This is a genomic window from Serratia ureilytica (genome assembly GCF_017309605.1).
Classification (GTDB): Bacteria; Pseudomonadota; Gammaproteobacteria; order Enterobacterales; family Enterobacteriaceae; genus Serratia; species Serratia ureilytica.
In genome coordinates this window covers 1,812,027-1,826,908 of record NZ_CP071320.1, presented here as the reverse complement: position 1 = coordinate 1,826,908, position 14,882 = coordinate 1,812,027, and the positions used below count along the sequence as shown (strand labels likewise).

At 60.4% G+C, this 14,882-nt stretch carries 16 protein-coding genes; 6 read left to right on the top strand and 10 right to left on the bottom strand.

The window, feature by feature from the left end:
- Nucleotides 1-130 precede the first annotated feature (130 nt).
- From pqqU to J0X03_RS08425, 4 genes are all read left to right on the top strand, one after another.
- Nucleotides 131-2,275, top strand: a complete 2,145-nt coding sequence (pqqU, locus tag J0X03_RS08440) for a TonB-dependent receptor PqqU (RefSeq protein ID WP_033643633.1) — start codon at nucleotides 131-133, stop codon at nucleotides 2,273-2,275.
- Between the two features lie 147 nt (nucleotides 2,276-2,422).
- Complete coding sequence (locus J0X03_RS08435; RefSeq protein WP_033650791.1) at nucleotides 2,423-4,795, top strand: glucose/quinate/shikimate family membrane-bound PQQ-dependent dehydrogenase; 2,373 nt, start codon at nucleotides 2,423-2,425, stop codon at nucleotides 4,793-4,795.
- A gap of 226 nt (nucleotides 4,796-5,021) precedes the next feature.
- Nucleotides 5,022-5,207 carry a hypothetical protein gene (locus tag J0X03_RS08430; RefSeq protein ID WP_033643635.1) on the top strand — a complete coding sequence of 62 codons (186 nt, stop codon included), beginning with the start codon at nucleotides 5,022-5,024 and terminating at the stop codon, nucleotides 5,205-5,207.
- Nucleotides 5,204-5,383: a hypothetical protein gene (locus J0X03_RS08425; protein ID WP_015378373.1), complete on the top strand. Its 180-nt coding sequence runs from the start codon at nucleotides 5,204-5,206 to the stop codon at nucleotides 5,381-5,383. The genes J0X03_RS08430 and J0X03_RS08425 overlap by 4 nt, the downstream gene beginning before the upstream one ends.
- Nucleotides 5,384-5,429: 46 nt before the next feature.
- Here the strand turns inward: J0X03_RS08425 and J0X03_RS08420 are convergent, their stop codons facing one another.
- The 10 genes from J0X03_RS08420 to J0X03_RS08375 all read right to left on the bottom strand — a co-directional run bounded on the left by J0X03_RS08420 (nucleotide 5,430) and on the right by J0X03_RS08375 (nucleotide 13,790).
- Nucleotides 5,430-6,035 carry a helix-turn-helix transcriptional regulator gene (locus tag J0X03_RS08420; RefSeq protein ID WP_060660539.1) on the bottom strand — a complete coding sequence of 202 codons (606 nt, stop codon included), beginning with the start codon at nucleotides 6,033-6,035 and terminating at the stop codon, nucleotides 5,430-5,432.
- A gap of 113 nt (nucleotides 6,036-6,148) precedes the next feature.
- A complete protein-coding gene (locus J0X03_RS08415) occupies nucleotides 6,149-6,991 on the bottom strand; it encodes an MrpH family fimbial adhesin (protein ID WP_033643637.1) in 843 nt (280 codons plus the stop codon).
- A 39-nt stretch (nucleotides 6,992-7,030) separates the two neighbouring features.
- Nucleotides 7,031-7,588: a fimbrial protein gene (locus J0X03_RS08410; RefSeq protein WP_049866692.1), complete on the bottom strand. Its 558-nt coding sequence runs from the start codon at nucleotides 7,586-7,588 to the stop codon at nucleotides 7,031-7,033.
- The gene (locus J0X03_RS08405) at nucleotides 7,585-8,076 is read right to left on the bottom strand and encodes a fimbrial protein (protein WP_042784943.1); all 492 of its coding nucleotides are present in this window, start codon (nucleotides 8,074-8,076) and stop codon (nucleotides 7,585-7,587) included. The genes J0X03_RS08410 and J0X03_RS08405 overlap by 4 nt, the downstream gene beginning before the upstream one ends.
- A 15-nt stretch (nucleotides 8,077-8,091) precedes the next feature.
- Nucleotides 8,092-8,583, bottom strand: a complete 492-nt coding sequence (locus J0X03_RS08400) for a fimbrial protein (RefSeq protein WP_050594428.1) — start codon at nucleotides 8,581-8,583, stop codon at nucleotides 8,092-8,094.
- A 9-nt stretch (nucleotides 8,584-8,592) separates the two neighbouring features.
- Nucleotides 8,593-9,162 carry a fimbrial protein gene (locus J0X03_RS08395; protein WP_033644312.1) on the bottom strand — a complete coding sequence of 190 codons (570 nt, stop codon included), beginning with the start codon at nucleotides 9,160-9,162 and terminating at the stop codon, nucleotides 8,593-8,595.
- An 84-nt stretch (nucleotides 9,163-9,246) separates the two neighbouring features.
- Complete coding sequence (locus tag J0X03_RS08390; protein ID WP_033643639.1) at nucleotides 9,247-10,005, bottom strand: fimbria/pilus periplasmic chaperone; 759 nt, start codon at nucleotides 10,003-10,005, stop codon at nucleotides 9,247-9,249.
- Between the two features lie 33 nt (nucleotides 10,006-10,038).
- A complete protein-coding gene (locus tag J0X03_RS08385; RefSeq protein ID WP_060660538.1) occupies nucleotides 10,039-12,579 on the bottom strand; it encodes an outer membrane usher protein in 2,541 nt (846 codons plus the stop codon).
- Nucleotides 12,580-12,635: 56 nt separating this feature from the next.
- Nucleotides 12,636-13,181 (bottom strand): fimbrial protein, encoded by a 546-nt coding sequence (locus J0X03_RS08380; protein WP_042784946.1) that lies wholly within the window; start codon nucleotides 13,179-13,181, stop codon nucleotides 12,636-12,638.
- Nucleotides 13,182-13,265: 84 nt separating this feature from the next.
- Nucleotides 13,266-13,790 (bottom strand): fimbrial protein, encoded by a 525-nt coding sequence (locus J0X03_RS08375; protein WP_033643642.1) that lies wholly within the window; start codon nucleotides 13,788-13,790, stop codon nucleotides 13,266-13,268.
- Between the two features lie 559 nt (nucleotides 13,791-14,349).
- Between J0X03_RS08375 and J0X03_RS08370 the strand changes: the two genes are divergently transcribed.
- Complete coding sequence (locus J0X03_RS08370) at nucleotides 14,350-14,553, top strand: hypothetical protein (protein WP_129992881.1); 204 nt, start codon at nucleotides 14,350-14,352, stop codon at nucleotides 14,551-14,553.
- An 11-nt stretch (nucleotides 14,554-14,564) separates the two neighbouring features.
- Nucleotides 14,565-14,828, top strand: coding sequence for a FaeA/PapI family transcriptional regulator (locus J0X03_RS08365; protein ID WP_042784947.1), 264 nt, complete (start codon nucleotides 14,565-14,567; stop codon nucleotides 14,826-14,828).
- The last annotated feature ends 54 nt before the right edge of the window (nucleotides 14,829-14,882 follow it).

The window sequence follows — 14,882 nt, the reverse complement described above, 5'->3', positions numbered from 1 at the left end:
GTGTCGGAATATCCTATACTCGTTGCAGGATGCAGTTTCCCTCCCATTGAATGCCAGTACAGGGAGTCACAAATGGCTATTTTCGCCCACTTGCGGGCAATTTTTTCAGCATTATTGGCAGAATTATCTGATGAATAAAAAACGTCCCGTCTTGACCCCGGCAACCCTGTTATTGCTGCAGCCGGTCTGCATCGGTTCGGCCCTGGCGGCGGATCAGAAAGACAGCGATACGCTGGTGGTAATGGCGCAACCCATCGGATTGACCGAGCTGGGATCGCCGGTGTCCGTTAGCGTGATCGACGGCCAGGACCTGCGCAACGCCGCACCGCAGATTAACCTGTCGGAAAACCTTGGCAGCGTGCCGGGTCTGCAGCTTCAAAACCGACAAAACTATGCGCAGGACCTGCAGCTGTCGATACGCGGGTTCGGCAGCCGTTCGATGTTCGGCGTGCGCGGGGTGCGCATGTACGTCGACGGCATCCCCGCCACCATGCCCGACGGCCAGGGACAAACCTCCAACATCGACATCAACTCCGTCGAGCGCATCGAGGTGCTGCGCGGCCCCTATTCCGCGCTGTACGGCAACGCTTCGGGCGGGGTGATCAACGTTGACACCCAGACCGGCGCCCAGCCGCCAACGCTGGAGGCCGGCAGCTATTTCGGCAGCGACAACACCTGGCGCTACGGGGTGAAAGCGACCGGCGCCACCGGCGACGGCACCCAGGCCGGCGACGTCAACTACGCTATCTCCGGCACCCGCTTCACCACTCAGGGCTATCGCGATCACAGCGCCGCGCGGAAAAACCTCGGCAACGGCAAGCTCGGCGTGCGGTTGGACGACGTCAGTACCCTGACGCTGATGTTCAACAGCGTCTCCATTGACGCCGGCGATCCGGGCGGCCTGACCGAAGCGGAATGGAAGGAAAACCCGCGCCAGGCGCCGCGCGCGGATCAATACAACACCCGCAAGTCGCTCGATCAGACTCAGGCCGGCCTGCGCTATCAGCGCCAGATGAGCGAGCGCGACGAACTGACGCTGACCGCCTACCACGGCGAGCGCCACACCACGCAGTACCAATCCATTCCACGCGGGCCGCAGCTCAACCCTACCCACGCCGGCGGGGTGATCGTGCTGGAAAGAAAATATCAGGGCATTGACACTCGCTGGAAGCATGAGGATACTCTCGCCTCGTTACCGGTAACACTGATCGGCGGTCTGGATTATGAAACCATGACCGAACGCCGGCAGGGGTTTGAAAACTTTATTCTGCGAGACGGCACAGTGGACTACGGCGAGAAAGGCGACCAGCGGCGCAACGAGAAAAACCGCATCTGGAACCTGGATCCTTACCTGCAAACCTCCTGGCAACTGACGCCGCACTGGACGCTGGACGCCGGCCTGCGCTACAGCACGGTTAGCTTCGACTCGACCGACTACTACATCACGCCGCGCAACGGCGACGACAGCGGCAGCAAACGCTACCACCAGTGGCTGCCGATGGGCTCGCTCAACTATAAAATCAATCCGGCGTGGAACGTTTATCTCTCCGCAGGCCGCGGCTTTGAAACCCCGACCATCAACGAACTCTCCTATCGCCCCAACGGCCAGGCCGGCCTGAACATCGGTCTGCAGCCGTCCACCAGCGACACCGTCGAACTGGGCAGCAAACTGCGCCTCGGCAACGGCCTGGTGAGCGCCGCCCTGTTCCAGACCGATACCGACAACGAGCTGGTGGTGGCGGAAAGCAGCGGTGGGCGCACCAGCTACGCCAACGCCGGCAAAACCCGGCGGCGCGGCCTTGAACTGGCGCTGGATCAAGAGTTCGCGCTGGACTGGCGCCTGCATATGGCCTGGACGCTGCTGGACGCCACCTACCGCAGCGAAATGTGCGGCAAAGCCGTTTGTACCCCGGCCCAAACCATTCCCGCCGGCAATCGCCTGCCGGGCATCGCCCGCAACATGGGCTACGCCTCGCTGGCCTATGCCCCGCCGGAAGGCTGGCACGCCGGCGCGGAACTGCGCTACATGAGCGACATTCAGGCCAATGACGCCAACAGCGCGCAGGCTCCCTCTTACACCGTGGCCGGCGTAAACGCCGGTTATCGCTTTACCTGGAACCGCTGGGCGCTGGACGTGTTCAGCCGGGTGGACAATGTTTTCGATCGCCGATACGTCGGTTCGGTGATCGTCAACGAAGGCAACGGCCGCTACTTCGAGCCGGCGCCGGGGCGCAACTGGGGTGGCGGCGCCACCTTGTCTTATCGCTTTGAATAAGGCAAAGCACCTTAAGGTTAAAAAACGGGATGGGTTTTACGTCACCCTAGCGGCTTCTCGCTGAAATAATAGGGAGAAACCGCGTGTTTTTTCCGATTTGGCTTAATCTCTAAATCGGGGACTTTCATTTTTGGTAAGGGTATTGCTATGCAAAATAAAGCGTCACTATCGCCGCTTATCGTCATAACGGCGCTGTTTGCCGCGCTGAGCGGGCTTTATCTGCTCGGCGGCGGCATCTGGCTGGCCAAGTTGGGCGGTTCGCTGTATTACATCATCGCCGGGCTGGTGCTGCTGGCGACCTCCTGGCTGCTGTTCCGCCGCCGCGCCACCGCGCTGCTGCTGTACGCGGTATTCCTGCTGGGCACCACGATTTGGGCCCTGTGGGAAGTGGGCCCGGACTTCTGGGCGCTGACGCCGCGCCTGGACGTCACCTTCTTCTTCGGCCTGTGGCTGGTGTTGCCGTTTATCTACCGCAAGCTGGTGGCCAACGGCAAATTCGCCTACGGCGCGCTGAGCGCGGCGCTGGCGATCACCGTCATCGCGCTGGCCTATGCCGTGTTCAACGATCCGCAAGAGATTAACGGCACCCTCGACGCCGCCCAGGTACAACCGAAAGACGCCACCGGCGCCGACTGGCCGGCCTATGGCCGCACCCAGGAAGGCACCCGTTACTCGCCGCTGAGCCAGATCAACGACAAAAACGTTGGCCAGCTGCAAGAGGTTTGGCGTTTCCAGACCGGCGATCTGAAGACCGCCAACGATCCGGGTGAGATCACCAACGAAGTCACGCCGATCAAAATCCGCGATACCCTTTACATGTGTACGCCGCACCAGAAGCTGTTCGCGCTGGATGCCGCCACCGGTAAAGAAAAATGGAAGTTTGATCCGCAGCTGAAATACAACCCAACCTTCCAGCACATCACCTGTCGCGGCGTGTCTTACCACGAAACCGCCGCAGCCGCAGGCGCCGCCGGCGACGCCGCTCCGGCGATGTGCGCACGCCGCATCATTCTGCCGGTCAACGACGGCCGTCTGTTCGCACTGGACGCCGAAACCGGCAAACCCTGCCCGGACTTCGCCAACAATGGTGAGCTGAACCTGCAGAGCAATATGCCGTATGCGACGCCGGGCCACTACGAGCCGACCTCGCCGCCGGTGATCACCGATAAAGTGATCGTCGTCGCCGGTGCCGTGACCGACAACTACTCCAACCGCGAGCCTTCCGGCGTGATCCGCGGCTTCGACGTCAACAGCGGCAAGCTGCTGTGGGCCTTCGATCCGGGCGCGAAAGATCCGAACGCCATCCCGGCGGACGAGCACCACTTCGTGCCGAACTCGCCGAACTCCTGGGCGCCTGCCGCCTATGACGCCAAGCTGGATATCGTTTACCTGCCGATGGGCGTTTCCACTCCGGACATCTGGGGCGGCGATCGCACCCCGGAAATGGAACGCTACGCCAGCGGCCTGTTGGCGCTGAACGCCTCCACCGGCAAACTGGCCTGGTTCTATCAGACGGTCCACCATGACCTGTGGGATATGGACGTGCCGGCGCAGCCGACCCTGGCGGACATTACCGACAAGAGCGGTAAAAAAGTGCCGGTCATCTATGTGCCGACCAAAACCGGCAACATCTTCGTGCTGAACCGTACCAACGGCGAACTGGTGGTGCCGGCACCGGAGAAACCGGTACCGCAAGGCCCGGCCAAGGGCGATCGCCTGTCACCGACCCAGCCGTTCTCCGAGTTGACCTTCCGTCCTGAGAAGAAACTGACCGGCGCCGACATGTGGGGCGCGACCATCTATGATCAGCTGGTCTGCCGCGTGATGTTCCACAGCCTGCGTTATGAAGGCACCTTCACCCCGCCTTCCGAGCAGGGCACGCTGGTGTTCCCGGGTAACCTGGGCATGTTCGAATGGGGCGGCCTGGCCGTCGATACCGATCGCGAAATCGCCATCGCCAACCCGATCGCGCTGCCGTTCGTCTCCAAACTGATCCCGCGCGGCCCAGGCAACCCGATTGAGCCGCCGGAAGGCGACAAAGGCGGCAGCGGTACCGAGTCTGGCGTACAACCGCAGTATGGCGTGCCGTTCGGCGTCACCCTGAACCCGTTCCTGTCGCCGTTCGGCCTGCCGTGCAAACAGCCGGCCTGGGGTTACATTTCCGCCGTGGATCTGAAAACCAACGACATCGTGTGGAAAAAACGCATCGGCACCGTGCGCGACAGCTCACCGTTGCCGCTGCCGTTCAAAATGGGCATGCCGATGCTGGGCGGCCCGGTGACCACCGCCGGTAACGTGTTCTTCATCGGCGCCACCGCGGACAACTACCTGCGCGCCTTCAGCGTGACCAACGGTGAAAAACTGTGGGAAGCGCGCTTGCCGGCCGGCGGCCAGGCGACGCCGATGACCTATGAGGTCAACGGCAAGCAGTACGTGCTGATCTACGCCGGCGGCCACGGTTCCTTCGGCACCAAGCTGGGCGACTACGTGGTCGCTTACGCCCTGCCCGATCAGAAGTAACCACCGCCGTTAGTACCCCGCAAAGCACGCCGCAAGGCGTGCTTTTTCTTTTCCCGCCCCGCCGGCTGCCCCCTCGCAATACCCTTAATTTTTTCATCTCCATTATTGATAATGGTTATCATTCGCAATATTATACCTCTGCGGCCCCGGCAGCGGCTGCGATCCTCTCCAGCTTAATGGGCAATACAACGATCGGCCGCCTTCGGGCGGCCCTATTCGGAGGCGCATGGTCGACCATACTCGGAAGCATCGAAAGAAGATTCTGCAAGCGGCGGTGAAAACGCGACGCGCCGGCCTGACGTTCGCGCCGGCATCGCCAGCCACGTCGCCCTTTATCGGCCAGCACCGCCAGACGCAAGCCGTACTGATACACCTGATCGGCCATGATGACGCCCAGGAGGAACATGAATGAACCTGCAGCCCTTTACCGCCATGCTTATGTTCGCCTATGTGCTGCTGATGGTGCCGCTGCTCTACGTCATCGACAGCCGCCTGAGCGCCAGCAAACTGGTGCGCAAAGCCACGCAAAACCTCATCATCATCGCCTTGACGCTGTTGTTCTTCAGCGCGATGACGCTGCTGTATTGACGCTTCCTGCCCCTCAGGCGCCAAATTGAGCGCCTGAGCCACCCTCTCATCCGCGCGCCCGCTCTACGGTTTTCAACCCGCCCAACCGCAACCAATGGTAGAGATCCGCATTGCGTTTAAATCCCAGTTTTCGCATCGCCGCCTGTTTGTGATTGCTGACGGTTTTCACGCTCAGATGCAGGTTGCGCGCGATGGCGGTCTGCGGCAATTCACAGGCCAGGTAGCGCATGACATCCTGCTCACGGCGGGTAATGCGCTGCCGTTCACACCAATAGCACCGGTGCTCTGCGTCGCGGTTCGTCCGCGCCGCCAATGCCCGCTCCAGCTGGCTTAATACGCTGCCCGGCGAGTCGTTGCGGAAAATAACGCCCGCCTCACTGATGCAACGCGGGTTATCGCGCCAGCGGGTATCGCCGGGTTCACGCAGCGCAAAGTTGAGCGGTTGGCCGCCGCTCACTGAATGCAGGCAGAAACGCGCCTGCCAATCACGCTCCACGGACTGAAACACCACATCCGCCCGATGCGCCTGTGTGGCGTCGAGCACCTGAACCCGCATGCCGCGGCGCGCAAAATACGCCAGCAGCAGCTGCTGCAATCCTTCAATAAAGAAACGGTCATTATCGATAAACGCCAGAGTGATGGTAGTTTCCATCGGCACGCTCCCTTTGAAATCATCCTTCCCGGTCGCCGCCGAGCGCGATTCCCCCCCCTGATGGCGGGTGACTCAACGGCATAATGCAACGGCGCGCGGCGCGGGTAATGCAGCTACGGCAACGCCAGAATGGCGACCGATTGCCCCGAGTAATTGCCAGCCTTGATCGTTCCCGTCACGCCAAGGGTAGAAGTGATCGGCACCGTGACCCCGCGCGTATCCGCGGTGAACTGATAACCCAGGTTGCCCAGGGCGCCGTTGATGCGCAGCGTGCTGTAGACGCCGGAATTCCCCAGATCCAGGCGGCCATTGCTGCCGACGCGGATATACATGACGATGTTCATCTTCTGCGAGCACACTACGCGCAGGCTGCCGCGCGCCGTATTGCCTACCAGGTCGGTATCCGGCAACACGCCGTGGTTCAGATCGAGCTGTTGCTCATCGATGCCGCAGACCCCGACCGGCGGCGGCGCGATGCCGCAGACGCTGCTCGGCATCAACCGTGCGCTGTTGCCTTCAACGGCGGAGGAGGACGAGGTGGTATAAAACAGCCCGACACACTCCTGAGTGATGGCATCCCCCACATGAGAAGTCGCACCGACGATCGGCAACGGATAAATGCTCTGGTAGAAGCGGCTGAGTTCACCCATCGTCCGCAGTTGGGTAATCTGCGGGTAGCGCCCCGACCCGACGATAGAGGCCGAAGGCGTCACGGCCGTGCTGCCGCCCGTATTGGCGCTGGTGTGCCGGTGGTTGATCCCCACAGCGCACATGCTTTGCTGATAGCAAGGATTAGGCGATGAGTCATCCTTATCCCAGCTCTCAAGCACATACTCATAAGCCGCATTGCTGGGAGAGCCGGTACTCTTGGTCACATAGGAATAAATTTGCGCCGAGCACAGCCCCGGCAGCAGGCCGAGCAGTAAATACATCCCTCTGAAGTGAAAACGCTGCATCGCGTCATATCCTTATTCTGTTTTGCCGAAGCCCGGCGCTCATTGGTAGTCCAGGCTGAACGTCGCAATGGCGCTGAAAGCACCGCGACCGATGGTTCGCTTTGCCAGCGCTTCCGGTTCGCCGCGCACATAGGCCTGCACCCCAATCACCGTGCCGCCGTCCTGCAACGGGTACTTGCCGCCTGCGCTGTTGAGCGGTAAAGGCTGCCCCTGCAGCGTCTCCATGCCGATGGCGATCCCGCGCGCCTGGCTGCTCGCCGCCAAAGCCAAAAGCCCCGGCAGCTGCGCATTCTCCGTCCCTTTGAAGGTGATCGACACCGTCTTGCCCAGGCTGAGATCGCACTCCGCCAGCCGCAACTCGAACGGTTGCCCCTGCGTGCGCTGGTTCAGGTACAGGTACTTGTCGACCAGCGTGCCGAAATCCAGCGCGATGCTCTCGTCGCCCGGCTGAATGACGCAAGGTTCCGCCACCAGCGCCCCGCGCATGCGCAGATTGTCCGCGGCTTGCGCTGCGCCGTTCACGCCCAGCGCCAACAGCAACAGGCCGATAACGCCCCAGCCGCCTTGTGTTGTTTTCACGCTCGCCTCCTCCTTCATTGATAGTCGGCCCGCAGCGTCGCCGTGGCCTCGAACGCGCCTTCCGTCAGGGTTTCGCCCGATTTGCCGACCGGCACCGCTTCCAGCACCGGTGGTTTGGCCGGGTCGATAGGCAGCGCGCTGCCCACTTTGAACGGCTGTGCGTTCTGGTAAATGCGGATGCCGAGATAGCGCCGGTTGGTTTGCACCGCCGCTTCGTCAAACGTTGCGGCGTTGCCGGTCAGACTCAGCAACATGTCCCATTTGCCGATCCCCGGCTCGCAGCGAATGCGGTAGCCGATGCTTTGCCGATAGTTCGCACCATCGACCTTGTTAATGCCGACACGATCGCCGAAGTTCACGTCAATGATCCCGTCATCGTTGATGGTGCAGGGCGGCGGCTCGATCAACGTGCCGCGAAACTGCATGTCGACCGTTTTCTCCGCCCAGGCGAGATGGCATGCCATCCCTGCGCACAGCAGCACGCTCGCCGTAAAACGTTGTTTCATGCTCTCGCTCCCGCGTTACTGATAATCCACCTTCATGGTGGCGCCCGCGGTGAATTCACCCGCCGCCAGCCTGGCGGTGGCCGATTTCACCGGTACCGCCTCAAGCGTCGGCGCGGCCGGATAGGTAAAGCTCAACCACTGGTTGATCGGCCAACGGCGGCCGCCATTCAGCAACGCAATGCCCAAGCCGTCTTTGCTGGTGCGCAGCAGTTGGCCGTCGAAGCCGCTCGCCGCCCCCTGCACCTGCAGTTTGAGCCCGTTGCTGCTCTGCCCGCTGCACGTCAGCGTGTAACTCACCGCCCGCCGATAGTTGGCGCCATCAATGCGGGTGGTCATCACTTCATCGCCAAAGTCCACCTCGATCGGGCGTCCGCCGTTGATGATGCAGGGGGGAGAAAGCACGGTGACCCGTACGTTCACCGTGGTCGCCTGCGCCGGCAGTTGGCCTAGCGCCAGCACTCCCGCCAGCCAGAAAGGCACCCGGCCGCGTCTTATCCTCGGTACCATCGCCTCGCCTCAGTCATAATTCAGCCTAAAATCCACCGTCGCCCGATACGCGCCGGCCATCAGCGGCGCCACGGTTCGCTCCGGTGCCACGCTGTAGCTCAACGCCTCTTGCCCTGGCGTCAGCAGCAGCGGCTCGCCGCGGCTGCCCAACCGAACGTCGCGACCGCGGCCGTCCAGCAGGCGCAACCCCAGCCCTGAAGTGCCCTGTGCTTTCACCAGCTGCGGATTGTCGCTGTCCGCCGTCGAACCGAAGCTGACCGTCACCGCCGGTTGATTCGGCGCCCAGACCAACGCGCCGGTACGCGCATCTCGCTGGCCCCCCGGCGTGCGCAGGCAATCCTGCAAACGCAGCTCGAACGCCACCGGCTGCCCGCGATCGCCGGCCTGACGCAAGCGCGCGGTGCCGGTCTCACCCAGCCAGATTTCCTGCCGCGCGCTGCTCATCTCCAGCCGGCAGGCGCTTTCCGTCAGCGCGCCATATACCTGCAGTACGCCATTGGCGCCCTCCACCTGCCAGTTGTCCACCACGTCGGCCTTCGCCGGCGGCATCGCTATCACACCCAGGCTGAGCGCCAGCATCAACGCGCTCCCGCCGGCCTTTTTCCGTTCTCGTTTCATCCTTTCCCCCTGAATGGCTCTCCCGTCGGCACCGCCTGCGGCGGGTTATGACGCCGTCCTTTTCTCCGGCACCACCTTGCAGCTCACGCCGCTGCAGCTGAAGCTCAGCTGCGGCCGGCCGCCGTAATCGTTGATGTAGGTCAGCACCGGGCTACCGCCCAGCCCCGCTGCGCCCACGGTCAGGCGCGCCTGGCTCTTCGGTGCGATCATGAAAGGCTCAAATCCCTTTACACCCTCCCCCCCTTTTTTGCTGCCCGCATCGACGATCGTGATGTAGTACGGCGTCGGGTTATTGACCTGATAGCTCTCCCCTTGCCGCGTCAACGTCAGCTGCTCTTGCCATGGCGTCGCCATATCGGTGCGGTTCGGCACGATCGCCGCCGGGCGATAGAACAGCTTGATGCGCGTCTGCAGCGCGATCTGCAACGTATTGGGCTTGTTGCTCTTCGGCGGTATCTCGCGCAGGTTGAAGTAGTACAACGTCTCCCGATCCTGCGGCAGCTGTTTGGCCGCCGGCAGCGCCTGAATCTTGATCTGGCTCGGCTTGCCCGGCTCGATGCGCTGCACCGGCGGCAACACCACCAGCGGGCTCTGGATCTTGTTGCCCTGCTCGTCCTCCAGCCAGCCCTGCGCCAGGTACGGCAGCTGCTTGTTCTGGTTGCTGAGATTCAGGCTGACCGAGTTCTGGCCGCCGTCGAAGATCACCCGGGTGCGATCGAGCGCGATTGCCGCCTGCGCGTGCTGCGCCGCCGTGGCGCCCAACAGCGCGAGCGCCGCGGCGGTTTTAAGAGAAAAAGTTTGCATGTTGTCGATAACTCCAAATTCAGGGTGATGGGTTTATTCAACCGGGGCCGATGGCGCCGCGGCGATCGGCCGACACGGCAGCAGCAGCGTACGCGTCAGCATGTCGGCCGGCAGCGTTGCGGGCAGCTGCACCTGACACTGTGCCGCGCCGCTCCAGTGCAGCGTCATGATCTCCCCGGCGTTGATGCCGCTCAGGTACACGCTGCCGCCATCGTTGACGATGCCGGTTTCTTGTTTGCGGGCGTTCAGCACCGTGGCGCCGAACGGCGGTGTACTGCCGTCCGCCAGTTTGACGATCGCCATCGCTTTTTCGCCCGCGATAACGTCAAACTGACGGTAGCCAATCGCCCCTTCGGTCAGGGTGGCCTGCACCACCGAACGGGTGGCTTCGGCGTTGTCGCCCAGTTTGTCCAGATCGATGCTGGCCTTGTTGCGGTAGTAGCTATTGACGTCCGCCACCACCGCCTTGCCGAAGCGGTTGGTGCTGACGGTGCTGCCGTAGCCGCGCACCGGCACACCGGCCACGCCGTTGGTGTCCACCAACAGGCGCGTACCGCCGATCATGCCGACGCGGTGCAACGCGCCGCCTTCCGGCGTCAGCGTCATGCCGCCCTGCGCGGACAGCCCCACGGCGCTGTAGCGCCCTTCCTGATAGCTGGCGTTGGCGCTCAGGCGCGCCGCATCGCCCTCGTGGTTGTAGTAGCCGCTCAGGTTAGCGCCGCGGCGGGCGCTGCCGGCGCTCAGTTGGTAGTTGTTGTGTTCATCGATTCGCTGGTAGTACCCCACCCGGTTCGTGGTGTCGTTGCGGTTCACCGTGCTGTTGTAGCTGAGCGTGGCGCCGTTGCCCCACGGCATCGACAGCGACAGGTACATGCCGTCATCGTTGGAATCGTTGTAACGGTTGCGATAAGCCGACAACGACAGGTTCAGGTTTTTTATTTTGCCGAGATCGAAATAGCGCGACACCGTCAGGTTGTAACGGTCGTTGGACGGGCGATCCCAATAGGTCTGGTGGCTGTAGTTGAGATAGCTGCTCAGGCCCCAGTCGCGGAACTGTTTGTTGAAGGTGATGGTGTACATCTCCTTGTTGTTGCCGACCCGGCTGCCGTAATAACGCGCGTCGAGATATTCGCTCATGCTCATGAAGTCCTCTTCCGAGAAGCGATAGCCGGCAAAGGTGACCTGGCTGTCCAGTTCATCGAACGTCTTCGAATAGCTCACCCGATAAGAGCCGCCGCTGAGCGTCTCCTCCCGCTGCGGCAACCGCGCCCGCGATTGGGTGGCGTCGAACGAGAGCGCGCCGAACATCATCAGATCGCGGCCTATCCCCAGCGACAGCGCGTTATAGTCACCGCCCAGCAGTGCGCCGCCATACAGCGACCAACCGTTGCTGACGCCCCAGGAGAACTCTCCGGTGCCGAACAGCGGCCCGCGCGAATGGTGCTGCCAATCCGACGGTTTACCGGCGGCCAGCTTGAAGCGCCACGATCCGGGCCGCGTCAGGTACGGAATGCTGGCGGTGTTGACCTTGAACGCCTGTACGCTGCCGTCCTGCTCCTCGACCCGCACATCCAGTTCGCCAGTGATGGCATCGTTGATGTCCTGAATGCGAAACGGCCCCGCCGCCACCTGGGTTTCATAGATCACCCTCCCCTGCTGGCTGATCGTCACCTTGGCGTTGGTCTTGGCGATCCCGACCACCTCAGGCGCATAGCCGCGCAGGTTCGGCGGCAGCATGTTGTCGTCCGATACCAGGCTCGCGCCGGAAAAACGGAAGCTGTCGAAAATCCCCGAATCCAGATAGTCTTCACCCAGCGTCAGGCGCGAGCGCAGCGCAGAAATGGCCCGATAGGCGTAGTAACGGCTCCAGTCCAGGCGTTTGTCGGTGGATTGCCCGCTGCCGGTCTGGTGATTGATCTGCCCCTGCCAGTCGGCACGCAGACGCCAGGCGCCCAGGTTGGCGCCGGCGGTGCCGTTGCCACTGACGCTGTACCCGCGCGTGCCGCCCTGCTGCTGCTGCCGACTCTGGGCGTTGACGTTGTAATCGAACAGCAAGCCCGGGATGCCTTCATCCCAGCGCGACGGCGGATCCCAGTCGTCGGAGCTGTATTCCAGATAAGCCTGCGGGACGCTCAGATACAGCGAGCCCGTCGCCAGATCGCCACGCGACACCATGCCTTTCAGGCTGGACTCATCCAGACATTCCCCCTGATGCCACCAGGTCAGCGCTTGCAATGCCGACGGCTTCAATCCCAACTGCTCGACCAGCGCTTTGCCCACGCAGGCGCGGCTGCCGTCAGGATCGTTGTCCGGCGGATAAAAAGGGATCTTCTGTTCGGGCAACTCGCTTTTATTGAGATGGACCACCATGCCGTAACTTCCCGGCATAATGTATCCACTGCGGGAAAATTGGCTTAGGTCGATATTTTTGCGATCGTTCACGTCCAAAATGTCGGCATTAAATTGAATACCGTCTTCGGCATATACCCACGTTGATGAACTTCCCACCGCCAGCGTGATACATAACCCCAGTACCTGAAAACGAAATAGCTTCCCAGCAGGCGACAACATCATATCCCTAACCTTATATCGTATAATTCTGGCGTTGCGGCTTGCCGCAATAACAGCGCTCAGTAATAATCCAGCTTGAACCGCACGGCGGAAAAATAGTCCCCCGCACGCATCGGTTGATTATTGGCAACCAATTTAATGGAGTAATTAAGCGACATGCTGCCTGGCGTTATATCCCCCAGCGGCAACGGACGACCGGGCGCGGCGATATTCCCCATATCATCGGATATTTGCAGCGCGATGCCTTTCGCCTCCCCGTGCACGCCGAATAAGTCGCCATCGGCATCGCCATCGAAAACCACCTGAAATTGTCGCCAGTCCGGCAAATTCGGTTTCGGGCGTTCAAGCGTGCAGTTGATTAATTCGATGGTGAACGGATGCGTATTGCCTAAGCCATCACGCATGATATTTCCCGTCGGCATCACGGCCATATCGATAGTCTGCTCGCGGCTGCCGGCGGCAATAGCGCAAGCGGTATCAATAATGGCTCCTTGCATATTTACGCGTCCCCAGCCCTGAGAACCGGATGCCGCCGGCGCGGCCGGGCTCATCAGCGTAGCCGTCAATATGCAAGGAGACACTAAAGGGTGAATAAACCGGCGCATTGAACCTCCTGACACAGACCTTCCATCTGGGAAAAAGCATGCGGGGAAGCCCCGCATGCAAAACGTCACGCCAATGGCGCAGGCTTACTGGTATGCCAGCTTGAAATCGGCAACGGCGGTGAAATCACCCGGAACGACGGTGGCGGAAGCGCCGTCACCCTGCAGGTAAGCCGCGAAGCGCAGCGTGTTGGTGCCGGTGCCCAGGTTCTGTGGGGCCGTTGCGGTGCCCAGTTTGATCGGGTTGCTGGCGGTGTCGGTGATGGCGATGCTGGCGCCGCTGGCGGTCCCGACGATGCCCAGCAGATCCTTATTGGCGGTAGAGGCTTTGCCTTCGAAGGTGGTGGTGACGGTTTTCAGCGTCGAGTTGTCGCACTGTTCCAGTTTGATATCGAACTGACGCGGCGCTGATTTACCGCCATTTTTCAACGCAACGTTGGATACCTGACCCATATCCACGGTCTGGTCCACGGTCTCAGGAGAAATGGAGCAAGGCGCATCAATAATGGAACCGGTAAACGTCACTTTGCCATGCCCTTGGTCGGCGGCATGCGCCAGAGAAGAAACGCCAAACGCCAGAACTGCTGTCAGCATGATTTTGTTCAGTTTCATAATTCACTTATTCCTTTAATTTATGTAAAAAGCGCAGGATCGCTCCCGTTCCTTTAACGGTTATTTATACAATCCAGAATGAAAACGGTATTACCCGCAGCCAAAGCAAACCCTCACGATAATTAAATCGCGACCTTTATTTCATCATCACCCATTTTAGGTATTCAACGAAAACCACACTGATGAGAAAGAAAACAACCGAACCAGTAAATTCCCGCAAGATTTTAACCCTTGCCATGGGAATTACACTAAGATTCAACTTACCGCTTGTTTTGGCCCAAATATTGTTACAAAAATCGTTGTAATTTGAAAAGTCATTCAAAGCAAAAGTAATAAATACGAGATATAAGCCCAAAAACCACAAGACAACTATATTTTTTCGAGACAACAGATCGTAAAATTAATAACGATAGTAGATTATCTCGTAAAATATATATCACACGACATTATTGATCGCCTTTTTTCTATTTGCGGTATAATGATTTGGAAAAGAAAAGGGAGGCTTATCAATTCGGTCTGGTAAAAACCAGCACCGGGCAGTAAACCATGGAGAAAAACGATGAAGTACAGCCATTACGCACAGCAGGCTGAAAATTTGGCCACCTCATTACCGCTCCCGATCCGTGAACGCCGCTGGTTTATTGCAGTGGAAATATCGGGTTCAGGCAAGTGTTCGCTACCGGTTCAGGAAGAGTATTGCCGGGACAGGGCATTATTTTCCGGGCGACGCTTATCGTTATATCAAAATTCGGCTGAAGTTTAAGGGAGGCTGACATGATAAAACGCACGTCAAAACAACAAGAATTACAAAACCTGCAGCAGCATTTATTAACGACGCTGCACCGCCTCTGCCCTTCGGCCAACGGCACGGCACCTCCTCCTCCCGGCGAGTGGCCCACGACCCGCCAGTTGGCGGAGTCTAACGACATCACGATCTATCAGGCGCGCAATCTGCTGTTGAATCTGGTCGGCCGAGGTAAGGTGTTGGTCACACCGGGGCCGGTCAAGAAGTCATTGCGTTGGTACCCTTCCCTCTGAATAGAGCTTCTTCCTGCCGGTGCCTCTCAGGCCGCCGGCAGGCTGCGCGCAGGC

What these genes read in the sequence shown, in the direction of transcription:
- J0X03_RS08375 (WP_033643642.1), bottom strand. Translation starts at nt 13,790, where the DNA reads ATGAAACTGAACAAAATCATGCTGACAGCAGTTCTGGCGTTTGGCGTT.
- J0X03_RS08400 (WP_050594428.1), bottom strand. Translation starts at nt 8,583, where the DNA reads ATGGTACCGAGGATAAGACGCGGCCGGGTGCCTTTCTGGCTGGCGGGA.
- J0X03_RS08405 (WP_042784943.1), bottom strand. Translation starts at nt 8,076, where the DNA reads ATGAAACAACGTTTTACGGCGAGCGTGCTGCTGTGCGCAGGGATGGCA.
- J0X03_RS08430 (WP_033643635.1), top strand. Translation starts at nt 5,022, where the DNA reads ATGGTCGACCATACTCGGAAGCATCGAAAGAAGATTCTGCAAGCGGCG.
- J0X03_RS08410 (WP_049866692.1), bottom strand. Translation starts at nt 7,588, where the DNA reads ATGAAGGAGGAGGCGAGCGTGAAAACAACACAAGGCGGCTGGGGCGTT.
- J0X03_RS08415 (WP_033643637.1), bottom strand. Translation starts at nt 6,991, where the DNA reads ATGCAGCGTTTTCACTTCAGAGGGATGTATTTACTGCTCGGCCTGCTG.
- J0X03_RS08435 (WP_033650791.1), top strand. Translation starts at nt 2,423, where the DNA reads ATGCAAAATAAAGCGTCACTATCGCCGCTTATCGTCATAACGGCGCTG.
- J0X03_RS08385 (WP_060660538.1), bottom strand. Translation starts at nt 12,579, where the DNA reads ATGATGTTGTCGCCTGCTGGGAAGCTATTTCGTTTTCAGGTACTGGGG.
- J0X03_RS08395 (WP_033644312.1), bottom strand. Translation starts at nt 9,162, where the DNA reads ATGCTGGCGCTCAGCCTGGGTGTGATAGCGATGCCGCCGGCGAAGGCC.
- J0X03_RS08390 (WP_033643639.1), bottom strand. Translation starts at nt 10,005, where the DNA reads ATGCAAACTTTTTCTCTTAAAACCGCCGCGGCGCTCGCGCTGTTGGGC.
- pqqU (WP_033643633.1), top strand. Translation starts at nt 131, where the DNA reads ATGAATAAAAAACGTCCCGTCTTGACCCCGGCAACCCTGTTATTGCTG.
- J0X03_RS08370 (WP_129992881.1), top strand. Translation starts at nt 14,350, where the DNA reads ATGAAGTACAGCCATTACGCACAGCAGGCTGAAAATTTGGCCACCTCA.
- J0X03_RS08380 (WP_042784946.1), bottom strand. Translation starts at nt 13,181, where the DNA reads ATGCGCCGGTTTATTCACCCTTTAGTGTCTCCTTGCATATTGACGGCT.
- J0X03_RS08420 (WP_060660539.1), bottom strand. Translation starts at nt 6,035, where the DNA reads ATGGAAACTACCATCACTCTGGCGTTTATCGATAATGACCGTTTCTTT.
- J0X03_RS08365 (WP_042784947.1), top strand. Translation starts at nt 14,565, where the DNA reads ATGATAAAACGCACGTCAAAACAACAAGAATTACAAAACCTGCAGCAG.
- J0X03_RS08425 (WP_015378373.1), top strand. Translation starts at nt 5,204, where the DNA reads ATGAACCTGCAGCCCTTTACCGCCATGCTTATGTTCGCCTATGTGCTG.